Source organism: Streptomyces sp. NPDC056527, assembly GCF_042794475.1.
Taxonomy (GTDB): domain Bacteria; phylum Actinomycetota; class Actinomycetes; order Streptomycetales; family Streptomycetaceae; genus Streptomyces.
The window spans coordinates 1-19,297 of sequence record NZ_JBHTTQ010000016.1; the positions used below are offsets into that span (position 1 = coordinate 1).

The 19,297-nt window shown below is 71.9% G+C and carries 15 protein-coding genes and 1 pseudogene; all 16 read right to left on the reverse strand.

From position 1 onward, the window contains the following. Nucleotides 1-228, reverse strand: a pseudogene (locus ACFQ7Q_RS11620) (hypothetical protein); the annotation flags it as partial. 49 nt (nt 229-277) lie between these two features. Next, nucleotides 278-1,675 carry an alkaline phosphatase family protein gene (locus ACFQ7Q_RS11625; RefSeq protein ID WP_383552657.1) on the reverse strand — a complete coding sequence of 466 codons (1,398 nt, stop codon included), beginning with the start codon at nt 1,673-1,675 and terminating at the stop codon, nt 278-280. Next, on the reverse strand, nt 1,672-2,841 hold the full coding sequence (eboE, locus tag ACFQ7Q_RS11630) for a metabolite traffic protein EboE (protein ID WP_383552659.1): 1,170 nt from the start codon (nt 2,839-2,841) through the stop codon (nt 1,672-1,674). The genes ACFQ7Q_RS11625 and eboE overlap by 4 nt, the downstream gene beginning before the upstream one ends. Before the next feature lie 13 nt (nt 2,842-2,854). Continuing rightward, the gene (locus tag ACFQ7Q_RS11635) at nt 2,855-3,703 is read right to left on the reverse strand and encodes a TatD family hydrolase (protein ID WP_383552661.1); all 849 of its coding nucleotides are present in this window, start codon (nt 3,701-3,703) and stop codon (nt 2,855-2,857) included. After that, on the reverse strand, nt 3,703-4,257 hold the full coding sequence (locus tag ACFQ7Q_RS11640) for an EboA domain-containing protein (RefSeq protein WP_383552664.1): 555 nt from the start codon (nt 4,255-4,257) through the stop codon (nt 3,703-3,705). The genes ACFQ7Q_RS11635 and ACFQ7Q_RS11640 overlap by 1 nt, the downstream gene beginning before the upstream one ends. Then, entirely contained in the window at nt 4,254-5,141 is an 888-nt protein-coding gene (locus tag ACFQ7Q_RS11645) for a sugar phosphate isomerase/epimerase family protein (protein ID WP_383552666.1), read from the reverse strand. Before ACFQ7Q_RS11645 ends, ACFQ7Q_RS11640 begins: the two co-directional genes overlap by 4 nt. Next, nucleotides 5,138-6,052, reverse strand: a complete 915-nt coding sequence (locus ACFQ7Q_RS11650; RefSeq protein WP_383552668.1) for an SCO3242 family prenyltransferase — start codon at nt 6,050-6,052, stop codon at nt 5,138-5,140. The genes ACFQ7Q_RS11645 and ACFQ7Q_RS11650 overlap by 4 nt, the downstream gene beginning before the upstream one ends. Continuing rightward, on the reverse strand, nt 6,049-7,179 hold the full coding sequence (locus ACFQ7Q_RS11655) for an inositol-3-phosphate synthase (RefSeq protein WP_383552670.1): 1,131 nt from the start codon (nt 7,177-7,179) through the stop codon (nt 6,049-6,051). Before ACFQ7Q_RS11655 ends, ACFQ7Q_RS11650 begins: the two co-directional genes overlap by 4 nt. An 83-nt stretch (nt 7,180-7,262) precedes the next feature. Next, nucleotides 7,263-10,946: a ThuA domain-containing protein gene (locus tag ACFQ7Q_RS11660; RefSeq protein ID WP_383552673.1), complete on the reverse strand. Its 3,684-nt coding sequence runs from the start codon at nt 10,944-10,946 to the stop codon at nt 7,263-7,265. Between the two features lie 265 nt (nt 10,947-11,211). Then, complete coding sequence (locus tag ACFQ7Q_RS11665; RefSeq protein WP_383552676.1) at nt 11,212-12,216, reverse strand: sugar phosphate isomerase/epimerase family protein; 1,005 nt, start codon at nt 12,214-12,216, stop codon at nt 11,212-11,214. A 13-nt stretch (nt 12,217-12,229) separates the two neighbouring features. After that, nucleotides 12,230-13,438 (reverse strand): Gfo/Idh/MocA family protein, encoded by a 1,209-nt coding sequence (locus ACFQ7Q_RS11670; RefSeq protein WP_383552679.1) that lies wholly within the window; start codon nt 13,436-13,438, stop codon nt 12,230-12,232. A 47-nt stretch (nt 13,439-13,485) separates the two neighbouring features. Continuing rightward, the gene (locus ACFQ7Q_RS11675; protein ID WP_383552682.1) at nt 13,486-14,523 is read right to left on the reverse strand and encodes a substrate-binding domain-containing protein; all 1,038 of its coding nucleotides are present in this window, start codon (nt 14,521-14,523) and stop codon (nt 13,486-13,488) included. A 55-nt stretch (nt 14,524-14,578) separates the two neighbouring features. Next, complete coding sequence (locus ACFQ7Q_RS11680) at nt 14,579-15,586, reverse strand: ABC transporter permease (RefSeq protein WP_383552685.1); 1,008 nt, start codon at nt 15,584-15,586, stop codon at nt 14,579-14,581. Continuing rightward, the gene (locus ACFQ7Q_RS11685) at nt 15,583-17,112 is read right to left on the reverse strand and encodes a sugar ABC transporter ATP-binding protein (RefSeq protein ID WP_383552687.1); all 1,530 of its coding nucleotides are present in this window, start codon (nt 17,110-17,112) and stop codon (nt 15,583-15,585) included. The genes ACFQ7Q_RS11680 and ACFQ7Q_RS11685 overlap by 4 nt, the downstream gene beginning before the upstream one ends. Before the next feature lie 141 nt (nt 17,113-17,253). After that, nucleotides 17,254-18,435, reverse strand: a complete 1,182-nt coding sequence (locus ACFQ7Q_RS11690; protein WP_383552689.1) for an ROK family protein — start codon at nt 18,433-18,435, stop codon at nt 17,254-17,256. A 166-nt stretch (nt 18,436-18,601) separates the two neighbouring features. Next, the gene (locus ACFQ7Q_RS11695) at nt 18,602-19,291 is read right to left on the reverse strand and encodes a class F sortase (RefSeq protein ID WP_383552692.1); all 690 of its coding nucleotides are present in this window, start codon (nt 19,289-19,291) and stop codon (nt 18,602-18,604) included. Nucleotides 19,292-19,297: the final 6 nt, after the last annotated feature.

The following is a 19,297-nucleotide window of genomic DNA, read 5'->3' on the forward strand; positions in this document are numbered from 1 at the left end:
TGGGCTGAGGCTCCCAGCGCCGTGGGGGGGGGGCCGGGGGGGGCGCCCGGGCGGGCGCCCCGGCGCGGGCCCGGGGGTGGCGGGGCCGGCTTCCGCGGCCGCGGCGGTGGGGGCGGTCGCGCCGAGGAGGGCCGCGGCGGTGGCGCCGGCGGCGACGCCCAGCATGTTCCGTCTGCTGAGCTTGTGGGTGAGCTCCGGGTCGGCGGGGGTGCGGCGGGTGCGGCTCATCTGTGGATAACTCCTTGTTGTCGGACGGGTCTGCTTCACTGGAGTCCGGTCAGTGAAGACCGGCCAGCTGGAGCAAGAGGGACTTCACATCGGTGGCCGCGACGCGGCCGCTTACAGCGCGGGGGGTGGAGCACAGAATGAGCGGACCTTCGTCATCGCTCGTGGGGAGGCGGCCATGGCTGCCGCGAATAGGTGAGGGGTCGAGGGGGACCACCGCCAGCCGGTAGCGCATGCCGAGCTTCTTGCGGGCGATCGCCTTCGCCGCCTTGATCCGTACGTACGGGTCGAGCGGGTCCATGAACAGCTCGACGGGGTCGTAGCCGGGTTTGCGGTGGATCTCGACGAGCTGCGCGAAGTCCGGTGCCATCGCGTCGTCGAGCCAGTAGTAGTACGTGAACCATGCGTCGGGTTCGGCGAGGGCGACGAGCTCCCCGGAGCGGGGATGGTCGAGGCCGTGCTCCTTCTTGCCCTCGTCGTCGAGGAGCCGCTCGATGCCGGGCAGTCCGGCGAGGGTCTCCCGGACGACATCGAGGTCTTCGGGACGCCGGACGTAGACATGGGCGAGTTGATGATCGGCGACCGCGAAGGCCCGGGAGGCCATCGGGTCGAGGTACTCCATGCCGTCCTGGGTGTGGACCTCGAGGAGGCCGGCTCGGCGCAGGGCCCGGTTGATGTCGACGGGCCGGTTCACGCGGGTGATGCCGTACTCGGAGAGGGCGACGACCGTCCGGCCTTCCGCGCGGGCGTCGTCGAGGAGGGGGGCGAGGGCGGTGTCGAGTTCGGCGGCGGCGCGGAAGGACCGCGGGTCGTCGGGGCCGTACCGCTGGAGGTCGAAGTCGAGGTGCGGGACGTAGCAGAGGGCGAGGTCGGGGCGGCGGGTGCGCAGGATGTGGCGGGTGGCGTCGATGATCCACCTGCTGGAGACCAGGTCCGCGCCCGGGCCCCAGAAGTGGAAGAGGGGGAAGGTGCCGAGCTCGTCCGTGAGTTCGTCGTGGAGGGCCGGGGGCCGGGTGTAGCAGTCGGGTTCCTTGCGGCCGTCGGCGTAGTAGACGGGACGGGGGGTGACGGTGATGTCGGTGTCCGCGCCCATGGCGTACCACCAGCAGATGTTGGCCACGATGTAGCCGGGGTGGGCGCGTCGGGCGGCGTCCCAGAGTTTGTCGCCGGAGACGAGGCCGTTGTGCTGGCGCCAGAGGAGGACGTCGCCGAGTTCGCGGAAGTACCAGCCGTTGGCGACGATGCCGTGTTCGGAGGGGAGGGTGCCGGTGAGGAAGGTGGACTGGGCGGTGCAGGTGACGGCCGGCAGGACGGTGGAGAGGAAGGCTTGCGATCCGGTCCGGCCGAGAGCCTGGAGGTGGGGCATGTGCTCCAGGAGGCGGGGGGTGAGACCGACGACGTCGAGGACCAGGAGGGGGGTGGGTCGGGTGTCGCTCCGGGGGCTGGTCATGGGAGTTCCTTGAGGCCGAGGTCGGTCAACAGGTCACGGGCCAGGGTCAGTTCGGCTGCGATGCCGTCGGCGAGGCGGGCGCGGGTGCGGGGGCGCCGGTCGGCCGGAAGTGCCTGCCACGTGTAGGTCTCGACCTCCAGGTGGTGGGTCCGGGGGCGGGGGCCGCCCACGAGCAGAGCGAGGGCGGCCCTGAGTACGGGAAGGGTGGAGGTGAGCGGGGGCGCCGGTGGGGCGTGGAGGGGGACGTGGAAGTGCGCGCGCCAGGGGGCGCCGTCGGGGAGCGAGCGGCCCGCGAGGGCTTCGGGCAGGTCGTCGGTGCCGCGGAGGCCGGCGGCGGTCCGGGTGCGGGTCTGATGGAGGAAGCGGGGTTCGGCGAACTCGGCGAGCGCGGCGCGGACCTCGGGGAGATGGGGGTGCTCGGCGTGCAGTGCGGCGGAGAGCTGGGTCTTGACGACGGGGATGCCGGCTGAGCCGAGGGCGTCCAGGGCGGTCTGCGGGTCTTCGAAGGAGGTGGCGAGATGGCAGGTGTCGACGCAGACGCCGATACGGGGGCTTGAGAGGGCGGTGAGCGGGGCGATCGCGTCCGCGGTGGTCTCGACGGTGCAGCCGGGTTCCGGTTCGAGTCCGATGCGGACGGACTTCCCGGTGAGTTCCTCAAGGGCGTCGAGGCGTTCGGCGAGGGTGGCCAGGGCGGTGCGGGCGATGTCCGCCGACTGGGAGTCGAAAGGGGTGCGCCAGGCGATCGGCAGCGTGGAGACGGTGCCCTCGGTGATGTCTTCGGGAAGGAGGGCTGCGAGGAGACGGGCCAGGTCGGTGGTGTGGGCGAGACGTTCGGGGCGGGTCCAGTCCGGCTGGTAGACGCGGTACTTGACCTCTTCGGCGCCGAACCCCTCGTAGGGGAAGCCGTTGAGGGTGACGACCTCGAGGCCGCGGCGGTCGATCTCTGCGCGCAGTGCGCGCAGGGAGGCCGGGTCGGTGATCAGGGAGCGGGCGGCGTCCCGGGCGAGCCAGAGGCCGATGCCCAGCCGGTCGCGGCCGAGGCGCCGGCGGACGGGTTCGCAGTGGTCGCGCAGCTGGGCGAGGACGCCTTCGAGGGTCTCGGCGGGGTGGACGTTGGTGCAGTAGGCGAGGTGGACGGTGGAGCCGTCGGGGTGGCGGAAGCGCATCGGCGAACTCGCCTCATTCCCCGCCGCGGAGGATGGAGTTGCCCTGGTGGGACGTGTCGGGTGAAGGGGGGTCGAGACGGAGCCGGCCGCTGAGGCCGTAGAAGGCGACGGGGTTGCGCCACAGCACCTGGTCGACGTCGTCGTCGGAGAATCCGGCGGCGAGCATGGCGTCGCCGACCTTGCGGGTCTTGAGCGGATCGCTCTTGCCCCAGTCGGCGGCCGAGTTCACGAGGACGCGCTCGAGCCCGTGGTCCTTGAGGACGGCGACCATGCGGTCCTCGTCCATCTTCGTGTCGGGATAGATGGAGAAGCCGAGCCAGGCGCCGCTGTCGGCGGCCTCCTTGACGGTGGTCTCATTGAGGTGGTCGAGGAGGACCCGGTCGGGTGCGAGCGCGGACTCGCGGACGACGTCGAGGGTGCGGCGCAGGCCGGCCAGCTTGTCGCGGTGGGGGGTGTGGACGAGGGCGGGCAGGCCGTGGTCGGCGGCGAGCTGGAGCTGGGCGGCGAGGGCGGTGTCCTCGGCCGGGGTCATGGAGTCGTAGCCGATCTCGCCGACGGCGACGACGTTGTCCTTGGCGAGGTAGCGGGGCAGGGCGTCGAGAACGGGGGTGCAGCGGGGGTCGTTGGCCTCTTTGGGGTTGAGGGCGAGGGTGCAGTGATGGGCGATGCCGTACTGGGCGGCGCGGAAGGGCTCCCAGCCGAGGAGGGAGTCGAAGTAGTCGAAGAACGAGGCGGGTGACGTGCGGGGCTGGCCGAGCCAGAAGGAGGGCTCGACCAGGGCGCGTACTCCGGCGTCGTACATCGCCCGGTAGTCGTCGGTGGTGCGCGAGGACATGTGGATGTGGGGGTCGAAGATGCGCATCAGGACTCCTCGGTGGGGGCGGTGAGGGCGAGGACGCGGTGGAGGTCGGCGGGAACGGGGCGGTCGGCGGCGGTGCGTTCGGCGGCGTAGTCGGTGAGCATCCGGGCGAGTTCGCGGTCGCCGCGGGCCCGGTGGGACAGGCCGTCGACGACGTCGACGGGGACGCCGGTGAAGAGGCACTTCAGGACGGCATGGCGCCAGGAGTGCGGGGCGAGATGGGAGGCGGCGTAGGGGCCGAGGGCGGCGGAGAACAGGGTGGTGTCGTTGGTGCGCAGCGCGTCCTCGATCAGAGGCAGGGCATCCGGCCCGGTGACGAGTGAGGGGAGGGCGAGGAGGACGGCGCGTCGTTCGGCGGTGGAGCCTTGGTGGTAGAGGCGGGTGAGGACGTCCGTGTCGGCTTGGGCCGCCTTGAGGAGGAGGACGCGGGCGGAGTCGGCGTGCTCGGGGCCGCAGTGCCGGCCGGCGGACGCGAAGCGCAGCTCCCAGAGGGCGGTGTGGGCCGCGGCGGCGGTGAGGGCCTCGTCGAGCCAGGCGCGGGCGGAGTCGGTCATCATGCCGGGGCCTCCCGAGGGGCGGGCTGGTCACGGAGGAACGAGAGGGAGGAGCGGGCGAGTTCGGGGCCGGCGTGGGAGTGGCGGGGCAGTTCGACGACGGTCAGGCCCGGGTAGCCGGCGGCGGTGAGGTCGGCGAGCGCCGCGAGGACGGGCGGGAAATCGATCTCTCCGTCGCCGAACGGGAGGTGCTCGTGGACTCCGCGGCGCATGTCCTCGATCTGCACGTGGTGCAGCCACGGGGCGGCGGCGCGGACGCAGTCGGCCGGGGAGGCGGACTCCAGGCACTGGCAGTGGCCGATGTCGAGGGTGAGGCCGAGGAGGCGGGGGTCCGGGTCGCCGAGGAGGCCGCGCAGGGTGTGGAAGTCGTCGAGGGTGGCGAGGAGGTGACCGGGCTCGGGTTCGACGGCCAGGGGGACGCCGGCGGAGTCCGCTGCTTCGAGGACGGGGGTGAGGGATGCGGCGAGGCGCTTCCAGGCGGTCGGCTCGGAGGCGGCCGCGGGGGTGATGCCGCTGAAGCAGTGGACGGCGTGGGCGCCGAGGTCGGCGGCGACGCGGACGGCTCGGAGGAGGAGGTCGGTGCGGGCGGCGCGGGCGGCGGGGTCCGGGTCGAGGAGGGATGGTCCGTGCTTGCGGCGTGGGTCGAGGACGTAGCGGGCGCCGGTCTCGACGGTGACTCCGAGGCCGAGTGACCCGAGGCGTCGGGCCAGTCGGGCGGTCCGGGCGGCGAGGTCGGGGGCGAGGGGGTCCAGGTGCATGTGGTCGAGGGTGAGACCGACGCCGTCGTAGCCGAGGTCGGCTAGCAGGGCGAGGGCGTCGTCGAGGCGGAGGTCGGTGAGGCCGTTGGTGCCGTAGCCGAGGCGGAGTCCACGGGGTCGGTGGGTCATGTGGGGCTCACCTTCCGGGCGAGGGCGCGGGCGAGCGGGGTGAGGCAGAGGAGCGCGAGTGCGGTGCGGGGTGCGCCGGCCCGGGCGGCGAGGGTGGCCTGGAGGGGGATGACGGCACGGATGCCGGCGCCGACGGAGCGCTGGGTGAGGGGAGGTGACGGGTTGAGGGCCGCGTGGAGCAGCGGGGTGGCCGGGGTGTGGGCGTAGGCGGCGGCGAGCACGGCGGTCACGAGGGGGCGCGCCTTGGCGGTGCGGGTGGCTTCGGCGGCCAGCGCCAGGGTGGTGGCGAGGGCCAGCAGCGGGGTGCGGGTCGAGCCTCCCTGCGCCTCGTGCCGGGAGACCGTGGTGACGCCGTAGATGTGCGCGCCCAGGAGCGCGGCCGAGCGCAGCGCCTCCCTCGGCGGGCGGTGGGAGGGGCGGAGGGGAGGGTGGGGGGAGGGGGAGGGGGAGGGCCCCCCGGTGGAGGTCGCGACCGTGCCGAGGAGGAGGTCCAGCGCCCGTGCCCCCGCCATCGCCGCGGGCCCGGCGGGGGTGTGTTTGAGGTGGAGGTCGTAGGCCCAGACGGTGGCGGCGAGCGCGGTGGCGACCGTGAGCGCCGGGCGGCCGGCGCGGGCGGCGAGGCCGAGGCCGGCGGCGGTCAGGGCGGCCGAGGCGGTGAGGGCCGCTCGGGGAGTGATGCGGCCGGAGGGGATCGGGCGGTGGGGGCGGTCGACGGCGTCCTCGGCGCGGTCGGCCCAGTCGTTGAGGGCCATGCCGGCCTCGTACAGGCAGAGGGAGGAGCCGATGGCCAGCAGAGTGGACCGGTTCGGGCGCAGGCCCGTGGCCGCCGCGCCCGCGAGTGCGTCGCCGGGCACGGTGAACAGGGCGGAGACGCGCAGCAGTTCCGCCCAGGGGGCGAGGCGTCCGCTCACCGTGCCTCCCCGAGGCGGGCGCCGAAGGCCAGGAGCCGCGCGTACTGTTCGGCCAGCGCGGCGGGGGCCTCGCCCTCCGGGTCCTTGAAGTAGAAGGCCAGGTCCTCCAGGGGGCCCGTCAGTCCTGTCTCGTGGGCGCGGGCGGTCAGCCGGGCCAGGTCGAGCACCAGGGGCGCGGCGAGGGCGGAGTCGCAGCCGTGCCAGGTGGTCTGGAGGGTCATGCGGGAGCCGAGGAAGCCGTCGAAGGCGATGTGGTCCCAGGCGGTCTTCCACTCCCCCAGGGCGGGGACGTCGTCGATGTGGACCTGGCCTTCCGGGGCTCGGCCGAGGATGTCGGCGAGCACGCGTTCCTTGCCGGCGTTCTTGGCCGCGGCGGCGGCCGGGTCGGCGAGGGCGGCGCCGTCGCCGCCGCCGAGGAGGTTGGTGCCGGACCAGGCCCGTACGGTCAGGGCGCGTTGGAGGAACATCGGGGCGAGGGCGGAGCGCAGGAGTGTCTGGCCGGTCTTGCCGTCGCGTCCCGCGTGGGGAAGGCCGCTCGCTTCGACGGTGGCGGTGAGGGTGGGGTGGCGCAGTCCGGTGGAGGGGGTGAAGTTGACGTAGGGGCAGCCGGCGCGCAGGGCGGCGGCCGCGTAGAGGGAGCTGGGTGGGAGCCCGGCGCCCCCCGACGCCGGCTCCGTAGAGGCCACATTGACGACGATGACTCGTCTCAATGCCAGCCGGTTCCGGAAGTCTGTCATGTCTGCGGCGAAAGTGGTGATGAGTTCCCGCTCTTCACGGGTGTCGCCGGGCAGTGGCCCGCCGGCGCGTATCTCCGTGTCGGCGGCGGCGAGTTCGGCGCCGACGGCGGCGGCGAGGCCGTGCGGGAGGACGCCCGCTGCGGTGAGTGCCTCGGCTCGTTTGGGGAGCGGACACGCCGCCGTGTCGTGTCCGCCGAAGACGAGGGAGGCGAGGGGTGGCAGGCCCGCGGTCGTGAAGGGGTCGGTCTCGGTCACCATGCCGGTCGGTGGGTGCAGGCCGGCCGTGGTCGCGGCGCAGCCTGCCACCGCGGTGGTGGCCACGGAGCCTCTCGCTCCGATGAACCAGACTCCCGTGCGCGTTCCGGCTCCCGTGCGTGTTCCTGTGGTCACGGCCCTGCCTCCCTGGGACGGTGGTGGAGACGGCGGGCGGGGGGTACGGCGCCTCCCCGCCCGCCGCCGGCTGTGCGGGAGCTCTACGGGGCGAGCTCCCTGAGCTGGATGTTGCGGAAGGAGACCTGGTCGTCGGCGCCGTGGTTCTGGATGCCGATGTGGCCGTCCTTCAGGCTGCGGACCGGGTCGGTGTTGGTGAAGTCGTTGATCTTCACTCCGTTGAGGAACACCTGGAGCCGCTCGCCCTGCACGCGGATCTCGTAGCTGTTCCACTGGCCGGGCGGCCGCAGCACGGCGTCGCGTGCCTTGAGGTCGGCGGACTTGAAGCCGTAGACGGCTCCGGTGGTCCGGTCGGCGGCGTCGGTCGCGTCGATCTGGATCTCGTAGCCGTTGTTCACGGCGGACCAGGGGTCGTCGGAGGCCGGGAAGCCCACGAAGATCCCGGAGTTGTCGTCTCCGGCGGCCTTCCAGTCGAGCTTGAGGGAGTAGGAGGAGTACTCCTTGGCCTGGTACCAGAGCATCCCCATGCCGCCGACGGAGCGCAGTTCGCCGTCGGTGACGTCGAAGCTGCCGGGTCCGGCCTGCTTCCAGCCCTCGCGGGTCTCTCCGTTGAAGAGGTCGCGGTAGCCGGTCTGGGGCCGGCAGTCGGCGGTGACCTGGCCGGCGGCGTAGCGCAGTCCGCCGAGGAGGTGCTGTCGGAAGGCGGCTTCGGTGTAGGACTCCTTGGTGTGGCCGCCGCCGGTGTAGAAGGAGCGGCCGCCGCCGTAGGACTTGCACCAGGCGATGGGGTGGTCGCCCTTCATGGTGCCGCCCTGGTAGGTGGTCTCGTCGAGGGTGGCGAGGACGCGGGCCTGGCCGCGCGGGTTGGTGCGGTAGTTGTACCACTCGTCGGTGCGCTGCCAGGGGCCGTCGATGTGGGCGGTGGCTGGGTGGTTGTGGTCCTCGACGCGGACGGTGGCGGGCTGGATCTGCGGGTGGGAGGCGAAGTGGGCGCCGACGAGTCCGCCGTAGAACTCCCAGTCGTACTCGGTGTCGGCGGCGGCGTGGATGCCCATGTAGCCGCCGCCGGTGGAGACGTAGTTCTCGAAGGCGGTCTGCTGTTCGGCGTCGAGGACGTCGCCGGTGGTGGAGAGGAAGACGACGGCGTCGTAGCGGGCGAGGTTGTTGGTGGTGAACTGGCGGGGTTCTTCGGTGGCGTCGACGGTGATGTTGCTGCCGGCGCCGAGTTCCTTGAGTGCGGTGATGCCGGAGGCGATGGAGTCGTGCCGGAAGCCGGCGGTGCGGGAGAAGACGAGGACCCGCTTGGCGGTGCGGTCGACGGGGCTGTTCGAGAGGGTGAAGTCGTCGACGTCGTAGAGCGCGCCTGCGCCGCCCTTGAAGACGAGGAAGAGTTCGGTGGTCTTGCGGGGCACGCTACGCAGGGGTACGTCGATGTCCTGGAAGGTCTCCCAGCCGCCGGTGACGGGGACCGGGGCGGAGCCGAGGAGGGTGCCGGTGGGTGATCCGGTGCGGACTTCGAGGAAGCCGCCAGCGCCGCCGGAGGAGACGCGGGCGGTGAGCTTGGTGGATCCGCTCAGGTTGTAGGGCTTGAAGGAGATCCAGTCGCCGTCGTTGATGTCGCCGACGGTCCGTCCGCCGTTCGCCGGGGCCTTGTCGATGACGGCGACGCCGTTCTGGGCGTCGAAGTGTTCGGCCTGGCGGTGGCGGGGCTGGAGTTTGGCCTGGTCGTGGGTGGTGAGGGCGGCCTGGCCGCCGCCTCCGCCGTCGGTGTATTCGGCGTCGAAGACGGCGAATATGTTGGCGTCGTCGTCGTGGCCTCCGTCGGCGGAGGTCTTGATGGTGCCGGTGCAGCCGTTGGCGGAGGTGATGGGGTGGCCGTGGCTGTCGTGGCCGAGGACGTAGGTGACCTTGACCTTGGCGCAGTCGATGGTGCCGTCTTCGGGGTCGGTGACGGTCACCTTGAAGGGGATCTCGTCGCCGAAGCCGAAGAGGGCTCCTTCCGCGGGAAGTTCGAGGGTCACCTTGGGTGCGGTGTTGCCGACGACGACGTGGACGGATGCGGAGCCGGTGCGGCCGCCGGCGTCCTTCGCGGTGACGGTGGCCGTGTAGGTGCCGTTCTTGCGGTAGGTGTAGGTGGGGTTGGCGGCGGTCGATGTGCCGCCGTCGCCGAAGTCCCAGCTGTAGGTGAGGGCGTCGCCGTCCGCGTCGGTGGTTCCGGCGGAGGAGAAGGCGACCCTGAGCGGTGCCTTGCCGGAGGTCTTGTCGACGCTTGCCTCGGCGACCGGGGAGCGGCCGCCGGTGGCGTTCTCGATGCGGTAGAGGCCGGAGTTGTGGTCGCCGCCGAACCAGGCGGTGCCGTAGTCGAGGACGTACAGTGCGCCGTCGGGGCCGAAGGCCATGTCCATGACCTGGGTGCCGGTCCACGGTACGGAGTTGATGGACTGGACGGTGCCGTCGGAGCCCTGTTCGATGCGCTTGATCCAGCGGCGGCCGAACTCGCCGGCGAAGAAGTCGCCGTCGTACGACTCCGGGAACTTCACCGGGGAGGTGGAGTCGGCGTCGTAGCGGTAGACGGGTCCGCCCATGGGTGATTCGGATCCGGTGCCGAACTCGGGTACGGAGCCGCCGTTGTAGGGGATCCAGGCGGGCTCGGCGGGCGGGAGGTCGACGAGGCCGGTGTTGTACGGGGAGTCGTTCTTCGGCGCGGCGCAGTCGAAGGTGCCGCCGGAGACCTTGGTGGCGAAGTCGTAGTCGACGTAGGGGTCGTTCTTGCCGGTGCAGAAGGGCCAGCCGAAGTTGCCGGGCCTGGTGATGCGGGCGAATTCGACCTGGCCGGCGGGTCCGCGGGTGGGGTCGGCGGCGCCGGCGTCGGGGCCGTAGTCGCCGACGTAGAGCACGCCTGTCGCCTTGTCGACGCTGAAGCGGAAGGGGTTGCGGAAGCCCATCGCGTAGATCTCGGGGCGGGTCTTGTCGGTGCCGGGTGCGAAGAGGTTGCCGTCGGGGACGGTGTAGGAGCCGTCGTCGGCGACCTTGATGCGGAGGATCTTGCCGCGGAGGTCGTTGGTGTTGCCGGAGGTGCGTCGGGCGTCGAAGGCGGGGTTGCGGCCGGGGCGTTCGTCGATGGGGGTGAAGCCGTCGGAGGCGAAGGGGTTGGAGTCGTCGCCGGTCGACAGGTAGAGGTTGCCCTGGGCGTCGAAGTCGATGTCGCCGCCGACGTGGCAGCAGATGCCGCGGGTGGCGGGGACGTCGATGACCTTCTTCTCGCTGGCGTTGTCGAGGGTGCCGTCGGCCTTCAGCGTGAAGCGGGAGAGTCGGTTGACGCCGTCGTACTTGGCGAAGTCGTCGGCGGTGCCGTTCTCGGGGGCGTCGCCCGCGGGGGTGGTGAGCGGCGGGGCGTAGTAGAGGTAGATGGCCTTGTTCTGGGCGAAGTCGGGGTCGAGGCCGATGCCCTGGAGGCCTTCCTCGTCGTGGGAGTAGACGGGGATGGTGCCGATGACCGTGGTGTTGCCGGCGGCGTCGGTGCGGCGCAGTTCGCCGCCTCGTGAGGTGTGCAGGACGCTGCGGTCGGGGAGTACGGCGAGCGACATGGGTTCGCCGACTTCTTCGCCGCCCTTGGCGAGGGTGACCTGTTGGAACTCCTCGGCCGCGGCGGTGGTGTCGGCGGGGTCCGCCGCTTCGGCGGCGAGGACCTGGGGGGTGCCGAGGGCGAGGAGTCCGACGGTGAGCAGGGCGAGTGACTTCCTGGTTCGGAGTCGTTTTCTGTGCACGGGTGTCCTCCGGAGTAGGGCCGGGTGTGCGGGTTGTCCGGGGACCGGCGTGCGCCGTCACGCTGGTCGCGTATTCACAGTTACGTCATGTACACATCAGCCACACAGGGACCGTAGCGGGGTTCGTCCATGCCCGAAAGCCCTTGTGCGTCGGTGCTGTCGAACTTTTCACCGCGAGAGGACAAAGCCGCTCGCGGGCAGGGCGGACCGGCCTGATGGCGTTGTCGCCACCAGGCGCCGACCTGCGGATATGAAGCCCCGAGGGCTACCGATCACCGCCGAACGCGGCGTCGAAGGAGGCCGCCGGCGGGTCGAAGTCGAACCGCTTCAGATGGGAGAGCGCTTCCGGAGCGCCGGTGAGCCGGTCCATTCCGGCGTCCTCCCACTCCACCGAGACGGGCCCCGCGTAGCCGATCGAGCGGAGCATCCGGAACACGTCCTCCCAGGGCACGTCGCCGTGCCCGGCGGAGACGAAGTCCCAGCCGCGCCGCGGATCGCCCCAGGGAAGGTGCGAGCCGAGCCGCCCGTTGCGGCCGTCGAGGCGTTTGCGGGCCTCTTTGCAGTCCACGTGGTAGATCCGGTCGCGGAAGTCCCACAGGAAGCCGACCGGGTCCAGGTCCTGCCAGACGAAGTGGCTCGGGTCGAAGTTGAGCCCGAAGGCCGGCCGATGGTCCACGGCCTCCAGGGCGCGCTGGGTGGTCCAGTAGTCGTAGGCGATCTCGCTCGGATGGACCTCGTGGGCGAAGCGCACCCCTTCGGCGTCGAAGACGTCGAGGATCGGGTTCCAGCGCTCGGCGAAGTCCTCGAAGCCGCGCTCGATCATCCGTTCCGGCACCGGCGGGAACATCGCCACCAGATGCCAGATCGACGAGCCGGTGAAGCCGATGACGGTGTCGACGCCCAGCGCCCCGGCGGCCCGTGCGGTGTCGGCCAGTTCGCGTGCCGCCCGCCGCCGTACGCCTTCGGGCTCTCCGTCGCCCCAGATCCGGGCCGGCACGATCGCCTGATGGCGCTCGTCGATCGGATGGTCGCAGACGGCCTGGCCCACCAGATGGTTGGAGATCGCCCAGCACTTCAGGCCGTACTTCTCCAGAAGGGCGCGCCTGCCGTCGACGTACGACGGATCGGCCAGAGCCTTGTCGACCTCGAAGTGGTCGCCCCAGCAAGCGAGTTCGAGGCCGTCGTAGCCGAAGTCCCGGGCGAGCCGGCAGACCTCCTCCAGCGGCAGATCGGCCCACTGGCCGGTGAAGAGGGTGAAGGGACGGGTCACGGTGGACGGCCTCCTAGACCTGTACGGGGGTGTAGACGGCGTTCTTCTCGGCGCTCTCCTCCACCGCGGCGAGGACTCGCTGCACCTGGAGCCCGTCGGCGAAGGACGGCGCGGGACCGGCCCCGGACGCGATGGCGAGGACCAGGTCGCGGGCCTGGTGGACGAAGGTGTGCTCGTAGCCGAGCGCGTGCCCGGGCGGCCACCAGCCCTCCAGGTACGGGTGGTCCGGCTCGGTCACGAGGATGCGGCGGAAGCCGGCGGAGGCGGCGGGCTCGGTGTGGTCGTGGAACGAGAGCTCGTTGAGCCGCTCCAGGTCGAAGGCGAGCGAGCCCTTCTCTCCGTTGATCTCCAGCCGCAGGGCGTTCTTGCGGCCGGCGGCCATCCGGGTCGCCTCGAAGGAGGCGAGCGCCCCGGAGGCGAGCCGCCCGGTGAACAGCGCCGCGTCGTCCACCGTCACCGTCCCGTACGCCCCGCCCGCGGGGGCCCCGGCGAGCCCGGCCGACACCCCGGCGAGCAGCGGCCGCTCCCGTACGAAGGTCTCGGTGAGCGCCGACACCCCGACCAGGAGCTCCCCCGCCAGGTACTGGGCGAGGTCGACGGCGTGCGCGCCGAGGTCTCCGAGGGCTCCCGAGCCCGCGTGCTCGCGCTCCAGGCGCCAGGTCAGCGGGAAGCCCGGGTCGACGAGCCAGTCCTGCAGGTAGGTGACCCGTACGTGCCGGAGCGCGCCGAGCCTGCCGTCGGCGATGAGCCGGCGGGCGTACGCGATCGCCGGCACCCGCCGGTAGTTGAAGCCGACCATGGCGACCTGGCCGCGGGCGGCCGCCGCCGTGGCGGCGGCGACCATGGCCTCGGCCTCGGCGACCGAGTTGGCGAGCGGCTTCTCGCACAGGACGTGCTTGCCGGCCTCCAGCGCGGCGACGGCGATCTCCGCATGGCTGTCGCCCGGGGTGCAGACGTCCACGAGCTGGACGTCGTCGCGGGCGACGAGGGCGCGCCAGTCGGTCTCCGTCGCCGCCCAGCCGTGCTGCGCGGCGGCGGCCCGGACGGCGGTCGCGTCACGGCCGGCGACGGCGGCGAGGACCGGCCGCATCGGCAGGTCGAAGACGCGTCCCGCGGTGCGCCACCCCTGGGAGTGGGCGGCGCCCATGAACGCGTATCCGACCATGCCGATGCCGAGTGTCGGCGGCGTGGCCTCGCCGGCCTCGCTGTCCCTCTGTTCCATACGGATTCCTCCTCGTCGGTTGCGCGGTGGGGGCGGCCGGGGGCCGGTCAGCTGAAGCCGGTCGGCAGGTACTCGTCGACGTTCTCCTTGGTCACGACGGCCGAGTAGAGGGTGATCGAGGCCGGGATCTCCAGCTCCGCCATCCCGCCGACGCCCTTCTTCTGGCCGAGGGCGCGGGCCAGGTCGATGGCGGAGGCGGCCATGGTCGGCGGGTAGAGGACGGTGGCCTTGAGGACGCTGTCGTCGGCCTTGATGGCGTCCATGGCGGACTTGGCGCCGGCGCCGCCGACCATCAGGAAGTCCTTGCGGCCTGCCTGGGCGATGGCGCGCAGCGCGCCCACTCCCTGGTCGTCGTCGTGGTTCCACAGGGCGTCGAACTTCGGCTGGGCCTGGAGGAGTTGGGCCATCTTGGCCTGCCCGGACTCGACGGTGAAGTCGGCGGCCTGGCGGGCCGCCTTGCGGATGTTGGGGTAGTTCTTCAGGGCGTCGTCGAAGCCCTGGGTGCGCTGCTTGGTCAGTTCCAGGCTGTCCATGCCGGCGAGTTCGATGACCGTGGCGTTGGGCTTGTCCTTCAGCTGCTCGCCGATGTAGCGGCCGGCGTTGAGGCCCATGCCGTAGTTGTCGCCGCCGATCCAGCAGCGGTAGGCCTGCGGGGAGGCGAAGATGCGGTCCAGGTTGATGACGGGGATGCCGGCCTTCATCGCCTGGAGGCCGACCTGGGTGAGCGCCTTGCCGTCGGCGGGCAGGATGACCAGGACGTCGACCTTCTTGTTGATGAGGGTCTGGATCTGGCCGATCTGGATGGCGGTGTCGTTGGAGCCCTCGGTGATCTCCAGCGTGACCTCGGAGTACTTCTTCGCGCGCTCCTTGGCGTTCTGGTTGATGGCGTTGAGCCAGCCGTGGTCGGCCTGCGGGCCGGCGAAGCCGATGGTGACGGGGGTGCCGGGCTTGTCGTCGGCGGCCGGGACGTTGCTCGCGGCCGGAGCCTGGTTCTTGGGCTCGTTGCTGGTGCAGGCGGTGAGCAGCGCTCCGGCGGAGACGGCCGCGGTGCCGAACAGCAGTCCTCTGCGGCTGGTTTCTGGCATGGCGATGGATCCCTTCGGGGGTGAGGGAGGTACGGGGCGGTGCGGGGGTAGGGGGTCAGGCCTCGCCGTGGCGGGCGGTGCGGCGCTGTACGAGGACGGCGGCGACGATGATCGCGCCCTTGGCGATCTGCTGGACGTCGCTCTGCAGGTTGTTGAGCGCGAAGATGTTGGTGATCGTGGTGAAGACCAGGACGCCGAGGACGGAGCCGACGATGGTGCCGCGGCCGCCGGAGAGCAGGGTTCCGCCGATGATCGCGGCGGCGATGGCGTCGAGTTCGTACAGGTTGCCGTTGGTGTTCTGGCCCGAGCCGGACAGGATGATCAGCAGGAACGCCGCGATGCCGCAGCACAGTCCGGAGAGCAGATAGAGGTAGAGGCGCTGGCGGCGTACGTCGATGCCGGCGAGGCGGGCGGCTTCCGCGTTGCCGCCGACGGCGACCGTGCGGCGGCCGAAGGTGGTCCGGTTGAGGATCAGCCAGCCCACGACGGTGACGGCGGCGAAGACGAGGACGAGCGGCGGGATGCCCAGGATGTAGGCGTCGGGGATGCCGAGGTCGAGGACGGAGTCGATGGTGACGATCTGGGTCCGGCCGTCGGTGATCTGGAGGGCGAGTCCTCGGGCGGAGGCGAGCATGGCGAGCGTGGCGATGAACGGCACCATCCCGCCGTACGCGATGAGCAGGCCGTTCACCAGGCCGCAGCCGAGCCCGACGACGACGGCCGTGAAGAGGATGCCCGCGAAGCCGTACTCCTGGGTGGCGAGCGTGGTCGCCCAGACGGAGGCGAGGGCGACGATCGCGCCGACGGAGAGGTCGATGCCGCCGCTGGTGATGACGAAGGTCATGCCCACGGTGACGACGCCGATGACGGACGCCTGGGTGAGGACGAGTTGGAGGTTGGAGGGGCTGAGGAACTCGTCGGGCTTGGTGAAGCCGCCCACGGCGATCAGGGCGGCGAGCACCCCGAGCAGGGAGAGGTTGCGGACGTCGGCCTTCAGCCCGAGCGAGCGCCAACCACCCCCTTGCACAGGCGCCTTGGTGCTCTTGGCGGTGGACAGCGTCATGACGTGGGGCTCCCTTCCATCACGAGGTCGAGTACGCGGTGTTCGTCGAGCTCACGGGCGGGCGCCGTGTGGACGACCCGGCCCTCCTTGAGCACCAGGACACGGTCGGCGAGGCCCAGGACCTCGGGCACCTCGCTCGACACGAGCAGGACGGCGAGGCCGTCGTCGGCGAGACGGCGGATGACGGCGTAGAGCTCGGCGCGAGCTCCGACGTCGACGCCGCGGGTCGGTTCGTCGAGCAGCAGGACGCGGCAGCCGCGCAGCAGCCACCGTGCGAGGACGGCCTTCTGCTGGTTCCCGCCGGAGAGGGTGCGGATCCGGGCGTCGGGGTTGTCGGGGCGCAGCGACAGCTCCCGGGTGGCCGTCCGGGCGGCTTCGCGTTCGGCGTCGCGGTCGATCCAGCCGGCGCGCGAGAAGCGGGCGAGGGTGGAGACCGACACATTGCGGGTGACGGACTCCAGCATCAGCAGCCCCTGGGCCTTGCGCTCCTCGGGAGCGAGGCCGAGACCGGCGCGGACGGCGTCGCGGACGCTGCCGGGGCGCAGGGTGTGGCCGTCGACGACGACCCGTCCGGCGGTGGCCTTCCGGGCGCCGTAGATCGTCTCCAGGATCTCGGAGCGGCCCGATCCCACGAGTCCGGCGAGGCCGACGATCTCGCCGGGCCGCAGTTCGAGGTCGACGGGGTCGAACTCGCCTTCCCTGGCGAGTCCGTGGACCTGGAGGACGGGTGCGGCGGCCGGCGGCTCGGCGGGGCGGGGCGGAAAGACGTACTCGACATTCCGACCGGTCATCATGGCAACGATGTCTCGGGTGGGTGTGGAGGCCGCGGGCAGCCCTCCGGCCACGGCCCGGCCGTCCTTGAGGACGGTGACCCGGTCGCCTATGCGGCGGATCTCCTCCAGGCGGTGGGAGATGTAGACGACCGCGACGCCGGCCGAGGTGAGGTCGGTGACGATGCGGAAGAGGTTGTCGACCTCGTCGGGGTCGAGGGCGGCCGACGGCTCGTCCATGACGATGAGACGGACGTCGTGGGAGAGGGCGCGGGCCATCGAGACGATCTGCTGCTGGGCGGCGGACAGGTCGCCGACGAGGCGGGCCGGGTCGATCTCGGGATGGCCGAGTCGCTTGAGGAGTGCGGCCGTGGACGTCCTGGCCTCGCGGCCGCGGACGACGAAGCCGGCGGTGGTGGGTTCGTGGCCGAGGTGGACGTTCTCGGCGACGGACAGCCCTTCGACGAGGTCGAGTTCCTGGTAGATGGTGGCGATGCCGAGCCGCATGGCGGCGATCGGGGAACGGAGCTGGACGGGCTCGCCGAGCCAGGTGATCCGGCCGCCGTCGGGTTGGTGGGCGCCGGCGAGGACCTTGATGAGGGTGGACTTGCCGGCGCCGTTCTGGCCGAGGAGGCAGTGGACCTCTCCGGGGGCGACTTCGAGGTCGACGCCGTCGAGGGCGCGGACGCCGGGGAAGGACTTGGTGATGGCGGACATGGTGAGCAGGGGTGCGTGCGGTGGCGACTCTTGCGGCATGGGTGGGATCCCCTCGGCGGGTGCGGGCTGCGCCTGAGCGAGTGGGTGCTGAGGTGTTTCCGGCGGACGGGGCCGGCGGGTGGTGTGTGCGCATCCGTTCCGTGCCGGGGAATGGATGCCCGTGAACACCCGCGGGCGGGGTTACGCCGGGGAGAAGAGGTGGTCGCTGATGAGGCGGGCCGCGCCGATGACGCCGGCGGTGGGGCCCAACTCGCCGAGCACGATGGGGAGGTTGCCGGTGGCCAGCGGCAGGGACTGCCGGTAGACCTGGGTGCGGACACTGGCAAGGAGGTTGTGACCGAGGCCGGTGACCCCGCCGCCGATCACCACCAGACCGGGATTGAAGAAGCTGACGAGTCCGGCGATGACCTGCCCGACCCGGTTGCCGCCCTCGCGGATGAGCGCGAGGGCGGTGGCGTCGCCCGCGGCGGCCGCCGCGGCGACGTCGATCGCCGTGAGCCGGCCGGCCGCCGCGAGGCGTCCGGCGAGCTCGTCCGATCTGCCCGCGCGCGCCGCGTCCTCGGCGTCGCGGGCGAGGGCGGCGCCGCTGAAGTGGGCTTCCAGGCAGCCCTTGTTGCCGCACGCGCAGGCGCGGCCGTCCGGTTCCACCTGGATGTGTCCGATGTCGCCGGCGCTGCCCGTGGTACCGCGGTAGACGTCACCGCCGACGACGATGCCGCAGCCGATACCCGTACCGATCTTGACGCAGAGGAAGTCGCCGACCGAGCGGGCGACGCCCGCGTGCTGCTCCCCCATGGCCATCAGGTTCACGTCGTTGTCGACCATGACCGGGCAGCCGAGTTCCTGACTGAGTGCCTCCCGTACGGGGAAGCCGTCCCAGCCGGGCATGATCGGCGGTGCGACCGGGATGCCCTCGGGGAAGCGGACCGGGCCGGGGACGCCGATGCCGGCCCCGTCGAAGCCTTCGGCGAGCCCGGAGGCGCGGAGTTTGGCCGCCATCGACAGGGCCTGCTCGAAGACGGCGACGGGTCCTTCGCGGACGTCCATCGGGTGGTTGAGATGCCCGAGCACCTCCAACTCGGCGTTGGTGACGGCCACATCGACGGAGGTGGCGCCGATGTCGATGCCGAGGAAGCGGAGTTCGGGGGCGAGCCGGATGTTGTGCGAACGGCGTCCGCCGCGGGAGGCGGCGAGACCGTCCGCGACGACGAGACCGGTCTCCAGGAGCCGGTCGACCTCGACGGCGAGCTTGGAGCGGGAGAGGTCGATCTGATCGCCCAGCTGTGCACGGGAGTTGGGTCCTCCGTCGCGCAACAGCCGGAGCAGACGCGCCTGGTGCGCGTTGGCAGGTCGTGCCGTCATGCGTCTCACGCGCCCCTCCCCTGGTGCCGTGTGGCGGGCTCTCCGTCGTGCTTTCGAGGGGAACGTAGCAGCGGTGTCCCGGGGTGGGAAGAAGTCGCGCAGGAATCCGAGCAGACTTTTTCCTGAACGAGGACAAAGCCGGGGGGCTTCGGGGTGGCGCGCCGGTTCAGCGCACGGCGACCAGGCGGGCGGAGACGACGACGTTGCCCGCGTAGCCCCGCTGCCGCGAGAAGTCTCCCCCGCAGGTGATGAGGCGCAGCTCGGAAAGGGTGCCCCCCTTGTAGACCCGCTCGGCCGGGAAGCCCTCCTTCGGGACGAGCTCGACGCCGTAGACGGAGAAGACCGCCGTCCTGCCGTCCTTGCGGGCGATCTCGACGCGGTGACCCTTGTCCAGCGCGCCGAGGTCGTAGAAGACGGCCCGCCCGTCCGGGGTGTCGACATGACCGACGACGACGGCGGTGCCCCGCTCGCCGGGGGTGACGGCGCCGGTGTACCAGCCGGCGAGGTTCCTCTCGTACGCGGGCGGGGTGTCGATCCGTCCCTCGGCGTCACGGCCGACCTCCGTGACGGGGGCGTCGATACGGACGGCCGGGACACGGACGCGAAGGGGGCGGGAGGCGGGCAGCGGGCCGGGGGCGGTGTCGCGCTCCGGGGCCGCGACGCCGCTCGCACGGTCCGGGGCCGCGGCGGCGACCGCACGGTCCGGGGCCGCGGCGGCGACCGGCTGCGGGGGGCCTCCGGCCCGCCATTCCTCCGTACCGGTCTGCACGAGGTGGATCCCGACCAGCAGGACGACGGCCACGACGCCCCATGCGCCGCGTCTGGACGTTCCGTTCGGCCCGCTCGACCCCTGCACGATCCG

Coding starts and splice junctions, on each gene's coding strand:
- ACFQ7Q_RS11680 (WP_383552685.1), bottom strand. CDS start 15,586: ATGACGCTGTCCACCGCCAAGAGCACCAAGGCGCCTGTGCAAGGGGGT.
- ACFQ7Q_RS11670 (WP_383552679.1), bottom strand. CDS start 13,438: ATGGAACAGAGGGACAGCGAGGCCGGCGAGGCCACGCCGCCGACACTC.
- ACFQ7Q_RS11640 (WP_383552664.1), bottom strand. CDS start 4,257: ATGATGACCGACTCCGCCCGCGCCTGGCTCGACGAGGCCCTCACCGCC.
- ACFQ7Q_RS11690 (WP_383552689.1), bottom strand. CDS start 18,435: ATGACGGCACGACCTGCCAACGCGCACCAGGCGCGTCTGCTCCGGCTG.
- ACFQ7Q_RS11625 (WP_383552657.1), bottom strand. CDS start 1,675: ATGACCAGCCCCCGGAGCGACACCCGACCCACCCCCCTCCTGGTCCTC.
- ACFQ7Q_RS11685 (WP_383552687.1), bottom strand. CDS start 17,112: ATGCCGCAAGAGTCGCCACCGCACGCACCCCTGCTCACCATGTCCGCC.
- eboE (WP_383552659.1), bottom strand. CDS start 2,841: ATGCGCTTCCGCCACCCCGACGGCTCCACCGTCCACCTCGCCTACTGC.
- ACFQ7Q_RS11645 (WP_383552666.1), bottom strand. CDS start 5,141: ATGACCCACCGACCCCGTGGACTCCGCCTCGGCTACGGCACCAACGGC.
- ACFQ7Q_RS11635 (WP_383552661.1), bottom strand. CDS start 3,703: ATGCGCATCTTCGACCCCCACATCCACATGTCCTCGCGCACCACCGAC.
- ACFQ7Q_RS11675 (WP_383552682.1), bottom strand. CDS start 14,523: ATGCCAGAAACCAGCCGCAGAGGACTGCTGTTCGGCACCGCGGCCGTC.